Raw genomic sequence first — 19,391 nt, forward strand, 5'->3', positions numbered from 1 at the left:
ACTTAATTATGATTTTCCTCAAGAACTCAATAAAAAAGCTAAACATAGCACACTGATACTACTACTTTTTCACTTTCTATTTCCCTTTGAGGATTTATTTATATTTAAACAAAAAAAGCATAGCAAACAGATAACTCTCTACTCTGTTTGTTATGCTCTTTATATGAAATTTATACTGTGATTAATAAACTTCGCTTAGTACCCTATCATATTCCCTCAGAACATCATCCTTTATTACAAGTTCTATTTTATTTCGATGGCATATCTCATTCTTAATATTCTGTACACATCTGAAACCTAAATCAATAATTCCTGGTACATTGATAGTCATGAGAAATTTTCCCCAGTTAAATCCCACTGGATTAATAGATTTTATTGTCGCATCACCGACATCTATTGCTGTAAAAGAAGCCGCAGAAAATAATAGTAATCTTGAAAGCTCTCTATTATTAGCCACAGGAAAGCTTTCTTTTATACTTTTCCCAAAATAAAATTTTTGTTTAAAAAACCAATAACAGCGTACTAATGTTTCATAAATAATAACGGGTATAAGTTGGGCACTGAACGCTCTTACATCATAACCATTTTTAAACATCCAATCAGAAACTTGTGCTACGTTCATATTTTTATCATTAATAGTAATATTCCCTACTTGGAGCTTCTGTAAAGATGACCATCCTGGAACGGGTAAACCACTCCCACGGCCAACAGAACTACTGCTACCAACAATATCACTCATTATATGTCCAAACCAATTTTCTGTCGCTTGAGATATTTTTTGAACTATATTACCGGTCAGCTCATTATTAAGATTTCCTGTTGATGTTCTAATCACATTTCCTAGAGTATCCACAAATGTGGACTTGCCAGTTAATTGATCTATTATTCCCACCAAAAGACCAAATAAACTCGGTTCATGTGCAAGTGATAATAAGTGGTGGTTATCAGGAGACATTCCTTTAACCGCTTTGTTTATAGCCGTATCATAGCTTACCCTATGATTTTTTTCTAAAACTTTAATACTATCTTTTTTAGTCCATTCACTAATTTGGCCCGCTCTACCAATTTTTTTATTATTTTTCAAAGCATGGATTCTATTAGTTAAATTTTCTTTAGCTGACGTACTTTTAGCAGCTTCTACCTGTTTTTCTAACATTCCTATTTTTTCTTGCTTGGCATACCAATTTACAATCTTATCAAACTGCTTATCCATCATCTTAGGAATAGCAGACTGCGTAGTATTATTTGTAATAGTTCCTACAAAAGCCGCATCAATAAAACCTGCAACAACTCCTGCTGAGGTAGCAAATAAATAATCATATTTATCCAATTCTATTATATCAAACTTATCTGTTAGTTCTTTATACAGATTAGCTCTTTCAACATTAGAAAAGGTATTAATAAAAGGTTGGGTTAAATCAATGTTATTACGTTTAGCAAATACTTCATTTTCTTTTACTTGCTCTTTCCAATTCAAATAGATTTCTGGCGTATCAATAACCATAACGTGCTCTAATGACTCACGTTTAAATGAAGATCCTTCAATTGACTCAATCTTTTGTAACATCTCTACGTTATTATCTGCCCCTGATCTATTTTCTCGTAACATTTTTAATAATTCACGTGTATTGTCATTTGATTTTTTTACCGTTTCATTCATTTTAGTTACATTATGGCTCATCTTGTCTAAAGATTCTCGTCCTTTTTCTTGAAGTACAGTATCAATCATCAGTGATTCTTCTATTTTTCTTAATTGAGATTTTTTAACAAGCTTATCTGATTTAATTTTCATTAACTACTTACCAAACAATCCTTTTTTTAATGTTTCCATCCCTTTTTTAGCAACAACTTTTCCTTGCGCCATACTTGAGGTAGCCGTATTAAAATACCCTATATCTTCCAGGATATTGAGTACTAATTCTAAGGAATCACTATTTTGACTTTCATCTAAATATAATTTAGCTTGAACTTCAGGCCCTTCTGACTCATTTTCATTAGTCATACTTTCTTGATTCATTTTATAAGCTTTATTTATAATTTTTGAATATTCTACTCGTTGGACTTTATTTTTATTAAGCTCATTAAATTTCTCTTCATCTAAGACCTCTGGTAACTTAGTTATAATATACTCTTTCTCAGTACGCGTTTGTTCTTCTTCAATAAGGCGGCCTGAGCCTGAAACTTTCTGAACCTTTAATATCATGTGCCTTAATTCTAGTACTAACTCCTCGTTTAATGTTTCTGCATCAAACAAAGTATTGGCTAACTCTCCCATTTCTTGATTTATCCAATTAATATCTTCAATAATGTGTACATTTGAATCTCTCAAAATTTCTATTTTTTTAGTCAATGTTGCCATACGTATGCCAAATTTTTCTAACTCACTTGTTCCTGCGATATGTTTAATTCCTTTATATACACCATAAGCACTCGCCGCAACTGCTGCCGCCCCTATTAAAGTTCCACCAGATCCTAAACTAACAGCTAGTAAGCCTCCAGTTATACCTCCAAAACCACTTACTGCACCCGTAATAGCTAAAGCACCCAAGGAAATCCCTGCTCCTGCAGCCAATGCTGACAACTCCGTTACAATCCCTTTAATCTGACTGTCATCCATTCTACTCTCGATAATTTGTTTCTCAATATTAATCTTTCTGATAGTAAACTCTACTTGCTTATCTGTCATATGTAGTTTATCTAGCATGTAAACTAAGCATTTGTCTTCTTTCCACTCATCTAAGCTTGCTAAATTCATCCCAATAATATCCATACCTAATGACTGATAAATTGCATTTGACGAAATTTTATGAACATCTAACTGATGATTTAACTCTCTTAACAACTCATCCACATCTTCATTATCTTCAGAAAATCTATATGTTCTCAGATTAGCCGATAATTCTTTAGATAATTTCAAACGAACCATTAAAGAAATAAGCTCTTTATATTCATTTTGATCAATTACACCATCGTTTAATTTTAAATAACATATAATAACTCTAAAGTATAATTCAATAATCATCGGATCTAAATTTTGTAATTGTACTACTTGATCTTTTGAATCTATAGTTTCTACATTATCTTTTATGCCTTTTAAAATTTCTCCTAATAAATTTAACGGGTACGAAACATCTGTATAAATCTCGCGAACGTTTTCTTCATCTTCATATTGAATAACTAATTTCTTTTTCTCTTTTACCTTTCCATTATCTAAATATTCCTGATTTAAATCATACTCCACATTATTAATCCCCACATATGGGATACAATCAGCAGTACCAAAAGATTCCTTCATATAAGCGGTATCTCCCGTAAATAATAAACCTGCCTTTCCATTTGAAAAAGCTGATGTATCCACAATACCAATAACCTTTGTTGGATCAATATTATCAGATGTTATTTTCGTCATACTTAATAATTTTTTTTCTTCTATATCTGGTGCTACACTAATATTCGCTTCTTTAGATTCTAAAAGAGATTTTTTTATAAACTCTTCTGATAATAACTTTTCATTGTTTATTTCTTCTAATTTATTCCCACAACCTGGACAAAAACATGCTCCCTCACTACATTCATTCCCACACTTTGAACAAAACATTGATTTTATTCCTCCTTTTTTAAACTTCCCATTTTATTATAAGTTATTTTTATCAAATGTTAAATTAATATATTTAAATTCCTTACTTTTATAATCTATAACAAACTGAGCTACTTACATCTTTTAATACTATTACAAATATAACGAGTCATCTTAACTTAGACTCTTTTTTTATCTATCCAACGCTTTCATTCAAACTTTTCTCCTTAATTTAAACAAGTATAAAAATACATGATATTTTTAACTACCATTATTTCATCGTACATAATCAAGCTCTATCTTTGTAAAAAAACTAACAATTAAGTAGTTATATTTGCTCTCTCCCCCACACACAAATATATTTATCTTATAAAAAAAAATGCTAATAAATTAGCATTTTTAACATCATGACCCCTTATCTTTCAAACTAAATTCTTCCTGGATGAACAATACGATCATCAACATTGCAATCATATGTAAATTATTTTTTGTCATAAACCCTTTTAGTTTTTTATTCGGTATTCTCTGATTTCTTTTAAATTTATTTTCAGATAGTTTAAATCGATGTTTTTCCTTACGAATATTTTTATTTTTATAGTAACCCCAATAAGTTAAAAAGAAGTACAAAATGATGATTATTGCTTCTAACCAGTTTTCTAAATTAGATCTACCTAGAAGGATTACTAGGAAAAGTACTATTTGGCTAAAGTAAGTATACAAAAAGTTAATGCTGTATTTAATTGAATTATTAAAAAAATCTCTTACACCTCGATACCAATTAAATTTAATCCCAATAATTCCCATGTTCTCAAAAGATTCCGATGAATTCCCTTGTCTTCTGCTCACCTCTTCATACGGTGTGCGTACTTTATTTATTATGTAATAAAACATTAAAATGCATCCGACGTTTTGATATCTTTGATGACTCCTCTAAACTATGAATCTCTTTATTATGAATACTCAAATAGCTTATACCGTAATATTCCCATGATTTCTCAAAATCTGAAATCCCTAACTCTGCCTCAACTTCTCTTTCGATTTCTAATGCAAAATTATTTCTCGCATCCTGGCTAAACTCTAAATAAGGGGTATCCTCTGTTACCGATTGCTGATAAAATTTTACATTTTTATCATAAAACTCACTTTGACCATTGGCCGAACAATAATAACTATCCGAATCAATACTGCTACTTGAGCGTCTCCCTAATATCAAATAATCATCTGATGTTACAACGTTAGCTGACACTGCAATTGTATGACTATTCAATGACTCTTTTAAATAGCTATTCATCTTCTCTAGCCTATCACTCTCATGAACTTGGTATAAGTAGTTATTCTGTAATTGATCTTCTATAAAGTAAAACTGCTTTAACAATAACTGTTCTTCAATGGCAAAAAGGTCATGATGAATCATTTCATTATTATCAAACATATCTAATGTGGCAAAGGTTGTCTGAATGACTGATAAATTGAGTGCCTTTATCCCATCAGAAAAAAAAGAATTATCTACTTCTTTTATCTCTTTGACTGAAGGCATCACTCCTGAATAGTAAACACCACCATGCAATAATTTAGGTTTTAACCCTTTATACTCAAAGTGTTCATTTTTATTTTTTACTAACTTAGCTTCATTTAAACTAAAATCATAAAATAAATCATCCAGTCCTATTATAATACCTGGTATTAACAACTTACCCTTTTTCAATTTCAATTGAGGATGTCCCTTTATCAGCTCAGTCACTTGATCTACTAACTCTTTTTTAACCTCTATTTCATACCCAAAGTGTGTACAAACTTGTAAGATTGCTTGTCTAAATAGCACTTGTTCTAACTTCTGAAGTTTCTCATCTTTATCCTCTAGAGTTCCGGAAGTAGCGTGTTCCATAAAAGCATCTGCTTCATATAAAGAAAAACCTTTAGTCTCTCCCAAAACATCTTCACAATACTCTTTTAAACATATTTCAAACTCTTCCCTATTCCTAAGTGGCTTTCCTAAAAAGATTTCTACAATTTTTTTTGTCGAATTGCTTGGATGAAATCCGTGATATTTTCCAACATAATTTAATTTAGGTGTTACATTTACTGTAAGCTTATTTGATTGTCCCTTGAATAGCAATAGTTTTAAATTATTAACAACCGATTGTTCATTTCTCACTTTACTATTAGCCATTAAATCCTCTAGTAACTCATTAATCTCTTCGGTATCCAATTCTTATTCCTCCTACCCATTTTTTCATATTCATCACTAGCAACCCTTTTAACTATAAAAACCTCATTATTTATGGTACGCATGTCCATGGATAATTCTAAAGCATCTGTATACTTGCTCTGATAATATAAGTCTCATCAATTGATGTGGATAAGTCACTCGACCGAATGAAATTTGTTGGTTGCTGCGTTTTAAGACTTCTGGAGATAAGCCTAATGATCCACCAATCACAAAAGTAATTGTACTTTTTCCTGCTACTGTTACTTTATCAATCGCATCTGCAAATTCCTCTGAGGTATAATCTTTTCCATTAATAGCTAAGGCAAAAACATAGTCGCCTTCACCAATTTTGCTTAATATCTTTTGACCTTCGCGTTCTTTTAGTTGAAGCATCTCTGTCTCACTCAACGTTTCCGGCGCTTTTTCATCTGGAACTTCAATAATTTCAAACTTACAATACTTTGTTAAACGCTTTGCATACTCATCTATCCCTTGTTTTAAATATTTTTCTTTTAATTTTCCAACCGCGATTATTTTAATTTTCAAATTTTTCCACCCTTATTCTTTTATTCTCTTTAAAGTTTAATCTAAATTCACATAAAAACCAACCTTAAAGTTATCCACACTTATCCACAGACTTATCCACCAAACACCTGTTTCTTTTGTAAAAAAAGTCAGTTATACTCTTTGCTGTTTTTTGTTATCCACATTTACACACGTTTGTGTATAACTTTTGGGGATAACTCTTTATTAAAAATTAGTGAATCTCACACTTTTAACACCTCTTACTAGTATTTTAATCCTAACTTTTTCATAAAATATTCAAATTAAGATATTAGACTAATAGTAGGAATTAAATGTATACTATATCTATCGGATACTAAAAATAAAAGGAGGGTTAGGTGCTAGACACCGACTATTATGAACAAAAATGAAAGATCAACTCAAACACCACAATCCAATAAAGGCTTTTTCAAAGGGATTTTAGGTGGCCTTATCGGAGGTGCAGTCGCTGTAGGTGCTACTGTCCTTTTGATTAAACCTGCTCCACTAACACAAGAAGTCCCACAATCAACTAACAGTACAGCAAAAACAAGTAAATTAAAATTAGATGTTGAATCTAATACATCTACAGCTATTGAAAAAGTTCAAGATGCTGTTGTTTCGGTTGTTAACTTGCAAAAAAAGGAACAACTTAATGACTTTGAGCGTTTCTTCGGTCAATTAAATGGCCAACAAGAACAACCTCAAAAAGAGCAATCTGATGATGAATTAGAAGCAAGTAGCGAAGGTAGTGGTGTTATTTACCGCAAAGATGGTAAAAAAGCATATATCGTTACAAATAATCACGTTGTAGATGGTTCTGACGGTTTAGAAATCTTAATGAATGATGGAACAAAAGTCCCTGCTAAATTAGTTGGAACAGACAGCTACACGGATCTAGCAGTTTTAGAAATCCCAAGTGATAAAGTGAAAGCAACTGCTGACTTTGGCGATTCTGATAAACTAAAAGTTGGTGAGCCTGCTATTGCTATCGGTTCTCCACTCGGATCTGTTTATGCAAACAGTGCGACTTTAGGTATTATCTCTGCTAAAGATCGTAAAATCACGAACACAAACGAAAGCGGACAACCGGTTAACATCAACGCACTTCAAACCGATGCTGCTATCAATCCTGGTAATTCCGGTGGTCCACTTATCAATATTGCTGGACAAGTGATTGGTATCAACTCAATCAAAATTGCTGCGGCATCAAGTGGTATCGCTGCTGAAGGAATGGGCTTCTCTATTCCAAGTAATGATGTTGTTTCTATTATTAGTCAACTCGAAAAAGACGGAAAAGTGACACGCCCAATGTTAGGTATTACAATGAGTGATTTATCTGTTATCAGTAGCGAACAACAAGAACGCATCCTTAAAGTTCCTGCTTCTGTAAAAACAGGTGTTATCGTTCGCAGCTTACAATTAGCATCACCTGCTGAAAAAGCTGGTTTAAAACAATACGATGTTATTGTCGAAATTGATGGAAAAGCCATTGAAAATGGGACAGATTTACAATCTATTCTTTATAAGAAAAAAGTTGGCGATACTGTTAAAGTAACGTATTACCGTGAGAAAGAAAAAATGACAACTAATGTTGAATTAACATTAGATCAAGCTGCTGCTTTAAAAGATAAATAAAAAAAAGAATCCCTAAGGCTGTAAGTCTTAGGGATTCTTTTTTTATTAAATTGAAAATAATTCAGTCGCCTGATCAGGATCCGTATCATAAACCATAAAATCATGTCCTACGCCAAGTCCTTGGGTTCTTAAACTATGTTCCATCGTCATATGAGCTAACTCTTTTAAGTTATTCTCACGGCTTAGATGGCCCAAATAAATTCTCTTTGTTTTGTCACCGAGCACTTCTCCCGCAACTAGAGCACCATCTTCATTTGATAGATGACCCATATCACCTAAAATACGTTGTTTCAAACTCCATGGATAATTTCCCATACGAAGCATATTTAAATCATGATTGCTTTCCATTAGATAGGCATTTGCATTCTGGATTGTTCCTTTGACACGATCGCTACAATAACCTGTATCAGTTAATACAACAAATGATTTATTATCTTTTTGGAAGGAATAAAATTGAGGTTCCGCAGCATCATGAGAAACTCCAAAACTTTCGACATCCATATCTCCAAACGTTTTAGTTTTTCCTAATTCAAAAATGTGCTTATGCTCTGGTTTAATTGTTCCTATCCCTGTTGACATGGCTGACCATGTTTTTTCATTCGCATAAATATCTATACCATGTTTACGTGATAGCACGCCAACTCCGTGGATATGATCTTTATGCTCATGAGTAACTAAAATACCATCTAAATCAGCAGGCGAGCGATCAATTTCAGATAATAAACTGGTTATTTTTTTACCACTTAATCCTGCATCAACTAATAATTTCTTTTTATCTGACTCAATGTATAGTGAATTACCACTACTTCCACTAGCCAAAATACTTACCTTAAATGCTTCTTCATTTTTCACTACACACCGCGACTCCTTCTTTATCTGCTCATTACTTCTTCATTTCAGGTACATTTGGTGCAATAACCGAGTTAGAAAAAGCATTCACTCGTTCCACACGGACATTTTTCTTACTACTTTCTATCCAAACAAACCAAGCAGGGATATAAACATTCTTTCCTCTAACTGTAAAAATACGGGTATACGCCAATTGAGTATCTGTAATTGTCGACTCTGACGGGATACGATTACTCATATATAATGTTTCAATCGCTTCTCGTTCAGATATTACTGGTTGCTTTTCACGCAAGGGCTCAATCTCTTTTAAATGACTTTGAGTAAATGTCTCTATAATTAAATCCTCTTTAGTCATTTTTGATAATTCTATATTCAATTCACTCGTCTCATCATAAAAAGGAATTTTTTCAAATACTTGAGAAAATACCATGTTAGTATTATCAGAAGCTGGACGGTTAAAAAATTTATAGTCTTTCCCTTTATAAAGCTGTTTATTACCATCTTTAAAACGAGTTAAGTCTTTCTCCAATTGTTTCGCTTTAATGGGCTCTTCATATACGACATCTTGTGTTCTAACAAAACGTTGGCTATCTTGAGTTGTGTCATTTTTCATTTCTTTTTTAAAGTCTGTTGTGGTTGCACTTAAATAATACCCTTCAACAATCTCATCTGAAAAAACATCTTTTTCCGTTGTGATTTTATCATATTTTAGACGCGTCTCAATATCAGCTACAGAGTTCAAATCGACACCCGTATTCACCGTGTCTCTTCCTTGTTGAAAACTGAAAAGTAAGAAGAGGTTTAGTCCTAAAAAAGCACAGAGAAAAATAATTTCAATTCGTTTAAAATCCATTACTCTCCCACCCCTTTTTCTAACATCTTACTCACGTCATTCAAACTTTCCCACTTGTCTTTCAATTTAATATACCATTCTGGCACTAAATCTACGACCTGTTTTGTTTCTTGGTTGGCTTCCCATGTATAGCCAATCTGAAGCCCTTGGATATCTTTAACATCTATACCTTTGAGTTCTAGTTTTTCAATGATTTTATCGGTACTTTCTAATACAATTTCTTCTTCTGACGGTATTGGAACTTGAATTGTTTCTTGATTGGTTGAGATTCTAATATTTTTATTTTCTCTTGAAATATCCATTCTACCTTTACCATTATCACTAAAAATAGGATACCCCTCAACATAGTTACGGTAAGTCACACGATTAGGTGTCCCTTCAAAATAACGAATCGTTCCCAATGCATTTCCTGTATTTTTTAAATAGAAAAATGTATCTTCATAAATCGTATCTGTTCCTAAATCACGCGCTTTTTCACTATCAAAACGACTGTTAAATCTAACCTCTCCAGTATCGTACATAATATCAAGAGTCCCACCTTCAGCATTCATTAAACTCACATTTTTGCTGGCTTTATGGTCATCATTCGAAAAGACTTCTTGAGTATCATCAAAAAAAGCTTTTGAAAACATCGTGTAGGACTGAGTCGCCACAATATAACTATATTTTTTCAACGTAATATCATTTTTAAACTCATAATACACTGGTAAATCCATTTTTGGATTACCTACTGGCAAGAAGCGGTTTCCTTCATGTTTTAGAATCGCTTTTACTTCACTTGAATCACCTAATAATTCAGTTTGATAGATTTGATTATTCTCATTGTCAATAAAATGAATATGATTATCTGAAAATGAGACTAGAATACGTCTAAATGTCACATCTTTCTTAATATGTGATGGCACTTCTTTATCGTTAATCTTCAAATAGTAAGCAAGTGACAATGGACTCGACATTGATAAATCAAAAGAACCTTTAATCAAGTGTGGCTCTATTTTTTTTCTAGACTTTTCAACGGGCAACTCATCGCCCATTCTTTCAAATAGTTCTTTGCTCATACTTTGAATCAGACTTTCTTTACTACTGTAATAATGCTCACCTTTATTATCATGGTACACCAGTTTAACAGGTAAAAAGACATCTTTAGGCTGTTTCATATTAGCGATTTGCTCTGATTTATTGACTGGTTGTTCTTCAACTTTACTACCTGAATTTGTCCAAAGTTTCCAGGACAGGAATAGGCTAAGAGCAATCATCAAAAATAAAGTATAACGAATTAATTTTCCGATTAGTTTCATTAGCCCCAATCCTCCTCTTCAAACGCCTCGTATGGTAACGAAATATAGAATGTTGATCCTTTTCCTTCTTTACTCTCCGCCCAAATCGTTCCGCCATGATCTTGAATCACTTCTTTTGAGATAGCAAGACCTAATCCAGAACCACCCATCGCACGAGAGCGTGCTTTATCTACTCGGAAGAATCGATCAAAAATACGCTTCACATCTTTTTGAGGAATTCCCATACCTTGATCTGAAATACTAATAATAACATTGTTATGGGTCTCCAATAATGTACAGGTTACTTCGCCACCATCTGGTGAGTATTTCAGAGCATTATTCATAATGTTATCTAATACCTGAATAATTTTATCAGGATCGACCTCTAACCAAATGGTACGTAACGTAAATTCACGACGAATGCTATAATTTTTATTCTCATTGGCAATCACCATATCAAAACGATCTAGTACAAAATTAAGCAATTCATTCAGATTAACAAATTCAAGCTGTAACGGACTCTTCTGTGCATCCATACGAGATAAATTCAGCAAATCGTTAATCATACGAATCATACGATCTGTTTCAACTAACGATACACTAATAAATCTGGGGGCAATCTCAGGGTCTTCCCAAGCACCGTCTGACAATGCCTCTAAATAACTGCGCATACTTGTAAGAGGTGTTCGTAATTCATGAGACACATTCGATACGAAAGCACGACGTTCACGTTCATTTTTTTCTTGTTCTGTGACATCATGGAGCACACAAACTAACCCACTAATAAAGCCTGACTCACGTCGAATCATCGCATAATCAGCTTTCAAAATTGTAGCATCTTCTTCTGATTCTGGATTAACATGGATCATTTTCTCCGCTTGTCCTTCCAGTAACTCACGTAACGTATAGTTTTCGTGAATATCTAAAAGTTCTAATATTGATTTCCCAATAGTTTGCTCTTGAGTAGTTTCTAATAACAGCAGTGCTTTTTCATTAATAATAACCACGTTACCACGTCGATCTGTTGCAATAACACCATCTGTCATATGTGATAATACACTGTCTAATCTGTGCCGCTCTGATTCAAGCGTTTCTTGAGCCTCTCCTACTCGAGCAGATAGCTCATTAAAGGTTTGGGCCAGTTGTCCCAGCTCATCTTGCCCGTGAACTTCAAGCTCACCTGTATAATCCCCCTGAGCGATTTTAAGAGCTTGTTGTTGCATCTCTCCAATTGGTTTCGTTATAGTCCTAGCAACTAAAAGAGCAACTGCTAACGAAATCGACATAGCTATCATTGAGGCAGAGAAGAATAGTAACGTTGTATTACTGACTTCATTATATCGACTCTCTATATCACTCTTCACATACAGTCCACCAATAACTGCATCACCTGCAGGAGACCTAATTTGCTGAACGTTAATATAGACACGACGATTGGTCGCTGGATCATTTTGTTCTTTACGCTTTTCTGTAAAATCATTTAAAGCGGCAATATCATTTTTCTTACCAACCATATTTTGTTGATTTGCATCACTTGTCGCACGAACAATCCCTTTATCATCAACCACTCGTACTTCAAATACATCACGTTTTGAGAACTCATTAACCGTTCTCTTTAACGTTATATCACCATCATCCCCCACTGATATTAACTCCGTGCTCAAATTAGAGGCTAATAGTTCAACTTGAGCATTCATCGTATCTTCAAAAGACGTGATGGTATTTTTTTCCAATTCACGAATAAAAATAGCCCCGATGATCTCCACTGATATAAGAAGCAGTAGGACAAACACCATGGCTATTTTAAAATGAACGGATTGGAAAAAATGAATTTTTTTCCGCATCTCATTCTCTCCTAATCTTGTTCTGGATTTCTTAAGTAATACCCAACACCACGACGGGTTACAAGCCATGCAGGATGACTTGGGTTATCCTCAATTTTTTCACGCAAACGACGAACTGTTACATCAACTGTACGGACATCACCAAAGTAATCATAGCCCCAAACTGTTTGCAGTAAATGCTCACGAGTCATCACTTGACCTAAATGTTTCCCTAAGTAATGTAGTAATTCAAATTCACGATGTGTTAATTCGATTTTTTCACCACGTTTTGACACAATATAAGCATCTGGATGAATCGTAAGAGCCCCAATTTCAAGCTCATTGACTTCTTCCTCTTCCTCCACTTGTTTTTGTGACGGTGACCCTTGACGGCGTAAGTTGGCTTTAACACGCGCGACAAGCTCACGATTTGAGAACGGTTTTGTTACATAATCATCCGCTCCAAGCTCTAGCCCTAAGACTTTATCAATTTCAGAGTCTTTAGCTGTTACCATGATAATCGGCATATCAAAATTTTTACGGATTTCACGACATACTTCTAATCCATCAAGTTTAGGTAACATTAAATCAAGAAGAACTAAGTCAGGCTCAACTTCTTTTACAACTTCTAAAGCTTCTTCACCATCATAAGCAGTAAAGACTTCATAGCCTTCTTTTGTTAAGTTAAATTTCACTATATCGGAGATTGGCTTTTCATCATCAACAACTAATACTTTTTTCATAAATTTTTATCCTCCTCTTGCTACTTCAAAAAATAATTCACAAGGTATTGCTTCTATTATACCCTATTTCAGGTTGAGATAAAACCTTAGCGCCTTAAAGCCCTAAATCACAGCTTTTAATTAGTTTTTTCTAACGCTATTAATCTTTTTTTTAACTCACGACCGCCTGCATACTCCCCTAATTCTCCAGATGATCGAATCACACGGTGACAAGGTCTAATAAACAGTAACGGATTTTTTCCCACTGCGGTTGCAACCGCCCTAACCGAGGTTGGACAGCCTAACCTCTCTGCAAACTCTCCATAACTTATCGTCTGACCGTACGGAATAGTTAACAACCCTTGCCACACTTTCTCTTGAAACTCCGTTCCCTTTCCAACTGAACTGATGGGCAAGTCAATAGCGTTGGATTCCCCCTCTAAATAATCAAGAACGTATTTTTTGTAACGTTGTATTCTTTCAAATTTAGTCCTTTGTGGTTTTTCTAACTGCTTAGACAATTGGTACTTGTCAAAAACGTGTTCTATCCCCAAATAAATAATGCCTTCGTCATCTGCTACGAGTAAAAAAGACTCGCCAAAAACATCTAAACGTTCTGCATACATCTCTTTCCCTCTTTTCTCCAGATTTCTATAGAAAAAGATAGAACTTCTCAGTTCTATCTTTCGATTTTTATTTAATAAAAGCTGATGGTTTTTGAATATAAGGTAAGTATAACTCATGCATTGCACGTGAGCTTGCTGTATACAATAAATTCAGATCATGTTGACTAACAAAGCGTTTCTCTGATGCATTATGAACAACCACACTATCGAATTCTAACCCTTTAGCCAAATGCACTGGCATTACAAATTGACGCGCACTTAAATCTAATTTAGTTGAATCCGCAATTAACGTTAAGTTTTCTGGACTTCCTAAAGCTTTAAACACTTTATGGGCTTCCTTACTATCTTTCGTTAATATCACTTGGCGATAATCTGCTTTTAGATTGGCCATACGTTCTGCTAAATATGAGTAATAAGCTGTTTCATCCGCTAGTTCGACAAACTCTGGATCTTTACCCGGACGGTCGATAACCTCAACACCACTTTCATCGCCACCTAATAAATGTTTCATAAAGTGACTGATAGGTCCACTTGAACGGTAAGATTTTAATAATTTAACTGACTTCACGTTTCGTGTTCCATCAGTGAAGAGCTCTTCCACACGGTCAAAGCTAGTCCCTTGGGCAAAGATAGATTGGTAACCATCTCCTACTAAGGTAAAGTTTGCTTCTCCGTATACTTTAGATAAGAAATATAACTGCGCTTCCGTATAATCTTGAACTTCATCCAAAATAACAAATTTTGTTCTTTGACGTTGACGACTTTGAACCATTAAATGATTTAAGTAAGCATATTCTGTCGCTTGATCTAAAGTAATCGGTGAAGATAACGGCAGTCCTGTTGCTAATAAGTAATGACTTTCTAAATCAATCCAACTAAATGACGCAATCGCTTTACGCACTGGCGCATAATAGTAGTGGACTAATTTATTAATAGCTTTTTGAACCGCTTCTTCTTCTGTTGCACCCTTTGATTTAGCAAACAACTGATTATACTGGTCACTACTTAAGTTTTCAAACTCATTACGCCATTTCGGTTTACGACTTTCCGTACGAATGAATTTTTTCAACGCTTCTGACATTTTTTCTTGTAAAAACGTCAGTTTGCGATATAACTCCACATTGTTCGGTAACGATTGTAACGTTTGATCCATCCATTTCGCAGAAATAACCAATTCGTCTTCTAATTTCAAATCAATAAAATCAAGATGGTCAGGATTTAACTCTGCCACATATTCTTCAATCGCGATCATGTTTGACATCGAATCAATCGGACGACCATCATACAATTGCGATTCTAATTCTTCAATTTGATATTGCTTTCCTTTTGTCTTCATTAACTCACGGTACGTTAATTGACGAGGGTTTTTCTCACCTAAACTCGGCAATACCTCTTCAATGTATTTACTAAACATCGGGTTCGGTGATAGCAATAATACTTGCTCCGGTAGTAAGTTATCTTTGTAACGGTATAGTAAGTAAGCAATACGCTGTAAGACTGTCGAGGTTTTCCCACTACCGGCAATTCCTTCAACAATAAGTACATCACTTTTCGTATCACGAATAATGGCATTTTGTTCTTTTTGAATAGTACTTGTAATATCAGTTAATTTAACAGAAGATTCTTCATTCAATACTTCTAATAACATGGGGTCTTCAATTGCTGTACTGGTATCAAAGAAATCGACTAATTTGTTTTTCTCCACTTTTAACTGACGACGCTTTTTAAGATCAACTGCAACTTCACCCATCGGCGCTTCATATGTTGTTTGACCTAAGCTATTTTCATAATAAAGATTAGCAATCGGCGAGCGCCAATCGTAAACATATTGGATATGGTCTTCATCACTAAATCCTGCCACCCCAATATAAAACTGCTCCATCTCTTCTTCATCCGGATACTGGACATCTAACTTCGCAAAGTAAGGTCCTTCTAATAACTGTGCGATATTATTTTTCTGTTTCTCTAACCATTCACGTTTATAATTTAATTGAGCTAACTCTTGATTTTTCTGTTCCACTTGAATAAGCGACTCAAAACTATCTGCTGCTGATGAGTTATTCATTCTCACATCTTCAGATAGATTTTTTAAAAATAGGCGGGAATTTTCATCGGCCTCTTCTGACTCATTTGATACTCTATTTTTCATCGCAAGTAACTTCTCATATACATCTGATAAATAGCCTTGCTCTAGTTGCCAATCTTCATTTTTAGACACGTTTTTTCCTCCTGCCAGATAATCTTACGAACAAATAATTTTACGCTTTAAATTGAGATAAGTCAATTAATAGCCGCCACTTTTTGAAAAGGCTTTCCGGTTTGTTTCTCATTTACTCATTCTGTTATACTAATCCTATACTTATGACAAAAAGGAGCTTACTTATGTACAGTCACTACGGGCCATTATGCACGGCCGTTTATCATTTAACAAAACCCACTGGCTATTCTCTTAATGGCGATATCGGATATTACGCCGAAAGACTAGTAGGCATTACTGGTCCTATCTTAGAAATCGGAGTCGGAACCGGTCGGATGTTCATTCCTTTATTAAAGCAAGGCTTTAATATGATTGGAATTGACCAATCCAAAGAAATGCTTACAGTATGCAAAGAAGAAGCGAAGCGAGTCTCTTTCTCTCCAAAACTTATTTGCGACGACTGGACATCCTACCCTGGCACTGAGACTTATGACGCTATCATTATTCCGACTTCAACTTTTTGCCTACTTCCAACAGAAGAAGAGGCTACAAGGGCATTAAAACAACTTTACCGTTTACTCGTACCTGGTGGCAAACTCATTTTAGATTTAGATTTACCTTTCTATCCCGAAGTTGGCGAAGTAATTACTTCTGTTCACACTATTGATGAGACATCTGGAATTACCTTAGAACGTAAGACCTTAGCTGTGGATTGGCTAGACCAAACTATCACGACTCATTTGACTTATCATAAATGGGTGAACGGTCAACTTATACAAACTGAACTACAAGAGATGATATTACGCTGGTACGGTTTAACTGAATTTAAATTGAGGCTTGAAGCGGTTGGTTTTAAAAATATTTCTCTTTCAGCTGATTATAACTTTGAAGAGGAACCTGTCGATGCCAATCAAACCGTAACCTTCGAGGCCCAAAAAATAAATAATGCATAACTTTATACTATTTTTCTAAAATTCACAAACAAATCACTACACTTTTACTAGAAAATAAGTTAAAGTTATATTAGTATTATTGTTTAATTGTAATAACTACAAACAAGGAGGAACTGTTATGAAAGTTATTGTTTTAGGTTCATCACATGGCGGCTACGAAGCTGTCGAAGAATTATTACTAACTCATCCAGATGCTACTATCCAGTGGTATGAAAAGGGCGATTTTATTTCGTTCATGGGTTGAGGCACTCAAATGTATCTTGAAGGTGTTGTCAAAGACGTTAATTCAATTCGTTATATGACCGCTGAAGAGATGGAAAAGCGCGGGGTCCGCGTCTTCACAAACCAAGAAATTATCAAATTAGAAGCTGATAAACATCAAGTCCAAGTTATGGATCACATCTCTGGTGAGGTTCGTACAGAGGATTATGATAAAATCATCTTAAGTCCAGGGGCTAACCCATTTATCTTACCTGTTCCAGGTAATGATCTACAAAATATTGAAACAATGAGAGGCCGTCAAGACACGATTGATTTACGTCTTAAGTCGGTTGATCCTGATATTCAAAACGTAACCGTTATTGGTAGTGGTTATATCGGTATCGAAGCCGCTGAAGCATTTGCTATGGCAGGTAAAAATGTAACACTTATCGATATCATCAAGCGCCCTCTTGGGGTTTACCTTGATAAACCATTCACTGACGTTTTAGAAAAAGAAATGACAGAAAACGGCATCACATTAGCTATGGGCGAATCTGTTGTTCAATTTAATGGTGACGATAAAGTTACTTCTGTTGTAACTGATAAAAACGAATACCCTGCTGATTTAGTCGTTATGTCTGCTGGCGTACGTCCAAACACAGCTTGGTTAAAAGACTCTGTTGAATTACTACCAAACGGTATGATTAAAACAGACGAATATATGAGAACAAGTGAACCTGACGTGTTTGCTGTTGGAGATTCAACATTAATCCAATACAACCCAGGTAACACAGCAGTTAACATCTCATTAGCAACAAATGCACGCCGTCAAGGTCGCTTTGCTGCTAAGAACTTAGTAGAAGCTAACCATCCATTCCAAGGCGTTCAAGGCTCTTCAGCATTACGCGTCTTCGATTATAAATTTGCTTCAACTGGTTTAAATGACCAAATGGCTGAAAAATTAGGCATTGAAATTGCCTCTGTCTTCTTAGATCAAGACACATTAATGGACTTTGTTCCAGGTAGCATGAAAGAACGTGTTATGTTCAAATTAGTGTATGATCCAAAAACACATGTAATTTTAGGTGCGCAAATTATGTCAAAAGCTGACTTAACAGCAAACATCAATGCTATTTCAATCGCTATTCAAACTAAATTTACGATTGAGCAATTAGCTTACGCTGATTTCTTCTTCCAACCAGAAATCGGTACACCATGGAACTTATTAAACATGGCTGGTTTGAAAGCAATCGAACAAGAACGTTAATTTAAAATAAAAGAATCCGAAACAAGTTATTAGACTTGCTTCGGATTCTTTTTTATTTGAAAAAGAGGTGGTCACACTTTTATCACAGTTTTTTTCATGATTCGTTACACCTTTATCTCACTTTATACTAATTACATCTCTATTATAAGAGTTGTAGCTAATGCTAATAAATTGATTTTCTAAACTCCCTTGTTTAGATTCCCTTACTAATTTTAAAACGAAAAAAGCAGCCCACTTTAGAAGTGAGCTGCTTTTTAGTATCTTAATTATAAATTTAAATAAAAAATGAAGCCGCGCCAGACGTTTTCTAAATGCTTTCGCACCAACATCTGACCGACTTCGTGGGTTTGGCACCCATGGGCTGTGGGGGGATCGAACCCACGACCCGCTGATTAAGAGTCAGCTGCTCTACCAACTGAGCTAACAGCCCGATTACAAGCCTTATTTTAGCACTAACACAGTCACTAGGCAAGGGCTTGCACTCGCTTATTTTATTATTAAGCTGTGTTTATTTAGACTCTGGTTTTTTAATCCCACAATCGCAACCGTCACAATCACAGCTACCGCTTTTATTGACGATTCTGTTATAAATAATGTAACCAGCTGAACCAAAAATCAACATACTTAAAATAATTGTTGCTATCATGTTCATCACT

General features: G+C 34.6%; 16 protein-coding genes and 1 tRNA gene. 3 read left to right on the forward strand and 14 right to left on the reverse strand.

Annotated elements, in window-relative coordinates:
* Positions 1-181: 181 nt before the first annotated feature.
* From OL233_RS04670 to rlmH, 5 genes are all read right to left on the reverse strand, one after another.
* Entirely contained in the window at positions 182-1,792 is a 1,611-nt protein-coding gene (locus OL233_RS04670; RefSeq protein ID WP_275471212.1) for a hypothetical protein, read from the reverse strand.
* A 3-nt stretch (positions 1,793-1,795) separates the two neighbouring features.
* Positions 1,796-3,598 (reverse strand): zinc ribbon domain-containing protein, encoded by a 1,803-nt coding sequence (locus tag OL233_RS04675; protein ID WP_275471213.1) that lies wholly within the window; start codon positions 3,596-3,598, stop codon positions 1,796-1,798.
* 384 nt (positions 3,599-3,982) lie between these two features.
* On the reverse strand, positions 3,983-4,381 hold the full coding sequence (locus OL233_RS04680) for a hypothetical protein (RefSeq protein WP_275471214.1): 399 nt from the start codon (positions 4,379-4,381) through the stop codon (positions 3,983-3,985).
* A 64-nt stretch (positions 4,382-4,445) separates the two neighbouring features.
* Positions 4,446-5,786 (reverse strand): hypothetical protein, encoded by a 1,341-nt coding sequence (locus OL233_RS04685; RefSeq protein WP_275471215.1) that lies wholly within the window; start codon positions 5,784-5,786, stop codon positions 4,446-4,448.
* A gap of 66 nt (positions 5,787-5,852) precedes the next feature.
* The gene (gene rlmH, locus OL233_RS04690) at positions 5,853-6,332 is read right to left on the reverse strand and encodes a 23S rRNA (pseudouridine(1915)-N(3))-methyltransferase RlmH (RefSeq protein ID WP_275471216.1); all 480 of its coding nucleotides are present in this window, start codon (positions 6,330-6,332) and stop codon (positions 5,853-5,855) included.
* A gap of 375 nt (positions 6,333-6,707) precedes the next feature.
* Here rlmH and OL233_RS04695 point away from each other — a divergent pair, with 375 nt between their 5' ends.
* Positions 6,708-7,967 carry a S1C family serine protease gene (locus OL233_RS04695; RefSeq protein ID WP_275471217.1) on the forward strand — a complete coding sequence of 420 codons (1,260 nt, stop codon included), beginning with the start codon at positions 6,708-6,710 and terminating at the stop codon, positions 7,965-7,967.
* Positions 7,968-8,012: 45 nt separating this feature from the next.
* Here the strand turns inward: OL233_RS04695 and OL233_RS04700 are convergent, their stop codons facing one another.
* From OL233_RS04700 to OL233_RS04730, 7 genes are all read right to left on the reverse strand, one after another.
* On the reverse strand, positions 8,013-8,819 hold the full coding sequence (locus OL233_RS04700; RefSeq protein ID WP_275471218.1) for an MBL fold metallo-hydrolase: 807 nt from the start codon (positions 8,817-8,819) through the stop codon (positions 8,013-8,015).
* Between the two features lie 31 nt (positions 8,820-8,850).
* Positions 8,851-9,576 carry a two-component system regulatory protein YycI gene (gene yycI / locus OL233_RS04705; protein ID WP_275471219.1) on the reverse strand — a complete coding sequence of 242 codons (726 nt, stop codon included), beginning with the start codon at positions 9,574-9,576 and terminating at the stop codon, positions 8,851-8,853.
* Between the two features lie 92 nt (positions 9,577-9,668).
* The gene (locus OL233_RS04710) at positions 9,669-10,967 is read right to left on the reverse strand and encodes a YycH family regulatory protein (protein ID WP_275471220.1); all 1,299 of its coding nucleotides are present in this window, start codon (positions 10,965-10,967) and stop codon (positions 9,669-9,671) included.
* Complete coding sequence (walK, locus tag OL233_RS04715) at positions 10,967-12,790, reverse strand: cell wall metabolism sensor histidine kinase WalK (protein ID WP_275471221.1); 1,824 nt, start codon at positions 12,788-12,790, stop codon at positions 10,967-10,969. Before walK ends, OL233_RS04710 begins: the two co-directional genes overlap by 1 nt.
* Before the next feature lie 11 nt (positions 12,791-12,801).
* Positions 12,802-13,512, reverse strand: a complete 711-nt coding sequence (gene yycF / locus OL233_RS04720) for a response regulator YycF (RefSeq protein WP_275471222.1) — start codon at positions 13,510-13,512, stop codon at positions 12,802-12,804.
* A gap of 116 nt (positions 13,513-13,628) precedes the next feature.
* Positions 13,629-14,117, reverse strand: a complete 489-nt coding sequence (locus OL233_RS04725; protein ID WP_275471223.1) for a methylated-DNA--[protein]-cysteine S-methyltransferase — start codon at positions 14,115-14,117, stop codon at positions 13,629-13,631.
* Positions 14,118-14,184: 67 nt separating this feature from the next.
* Positions 14,185-16,335, reverse strand: a complete 2,151-nt coding sequence (locus OL233_RS04730) for a HelD family protein (RefSeq protein WP_275471224.1) — start codon at positions 16,333-16,335, stop codon at positions 14,185-14,187.
* 164 nt (positions 16,336-16,499) lie between these two features.
* Between OL233_RS04730 and OL233_RS04735 the strand changes: the two genes are divergently transcribed.
* The gene (locus OL233_RS04735; RefSeq protein WP_275471225.1) at positions 16,500-17,267 is read left to right on the forward strand and encodes a class I SAM-dependent methyltransferase; all 768 of its coding nucleotides are present in this window, start codon (positions 16,500-16,502) and stop codon (positions 17,265-17,267) included.
* Between the two features lie 118 nt (positions 17,268-17,385).
* Positions 17,386-18,735: an FAD-dependent oxidoreductase gene (locus tag OL233_RS04740; RefSeq protein WP_275471226.1), complete on the forward strand. Its 1,350-nt coding sequence runs from the start codon at positions 17,386-17,388 to the stop codon at positions 18,733-18,735.
* A 357-nt stretch (positions 18,736-19,092) separates the two neighbouring features.
* Here the strand turns inward: OL233_RS04740 and OL233_RS04745 are convergent.
* Both OL233_RS04745 and OL233_RS04750 read right to left on the reverse strand, forming a co-directional pair.
* A tRNA-Lys gene (locus OL233_RS04745) sits at positions 19,093-19,165 on the reverse strand.
* A gap of 78 nt (positions 19,166-19,243) precedes the next feature.
* Positions 19,244-19,387 carry a FeoB-associated Cys-rich membrane protein gene (locus tag OL233_RS04750; RefSeq protein ID WP_437184403.1) on the reverse strand — a complete coding sequence of 48 codons (144 nt, stop codon included), beginning with the start codon at positions 19,385-19,387 and terminating at the stop codon, positions 19,244-19,246.
* Positions 19,388-19,391: the final 4 nt, after the last annotated feature.

It is taken from the genome of Vagococcus proximus (assembly GCF_029143285.1).
GTDB lineage: Bacteria > Bacillota > Bacilli > Lactobacillales > Vagococcaceae > Vagococcus_D > Vagococcus_D proximus.

Coding starts and splice junctions, on each gene's coding strand:
- OL233_RS04695 (WP_275471217.1), top strand. CDS start 6,708: ATGAACAAAAATGAAAGATCAACTCAAACACCACAATCCAATAAAGGC.
- walK (WP_275471221.1), bottom strand. CDS start 12,790: ATGCGGAAAAAAATTCATTTTTTCCAATCCGTTCATTTTAAAATAGCC.
- yycF (WP_275471222.1), bottom strand. CDS start 13,512: ATGAAAAAAGTATTAGTTGTTGATGATGAAAAGCCAATCTCCGATATA.
- OL233_RS04675 (WP_275471213.1), bottom strand. CDS start 3,598: ATGTTTTGTTCAAAGTGTGGGAATGAATGTAGTGAGGGAGCATGTTTT.
- OL233_RS04670 (WP_275471212.1), bottom strand. CDS start 1,792: ATGAAAATTAAATCAGATAAGCTTGTTAAAAAATCTCAATTAAGAAAA.
- OL233_RS04735 (WP_275471225.1), top strand. CDS start 16,500: ATGTACAGTCACTACGGGCCATTATGCACGGCCGTTTATCATTTAACA.
- OL233_RS04680 (WP_275471214.1), bottom strand. CDS start 4,381: ATGGGAATTATTGGGATTAAATTTAATTGGTATCGAGGTGTAAGAGAT.
- OL233_RS04725 (WP_275471223.1), bottom strand. CDS start 14,117: ATGTATGCAGAACGTTTAGATGTTTTTGGCGAGTCTTTTTTACTCGTA.
- OL233_RS04750 (WP_437184403.1), bottom strand. CDS start 19,387: ATGAACATGATAGCAACAATTATTTTAAGTATGTTGATTTTTGGTTCA.
- OL233_RS04710 (WP_275471220.1), bottom strand. CDS start 10,967: ATGAAACTAATCGGAAAATTAATTCGTTATACTTTATTTTTGATGATT.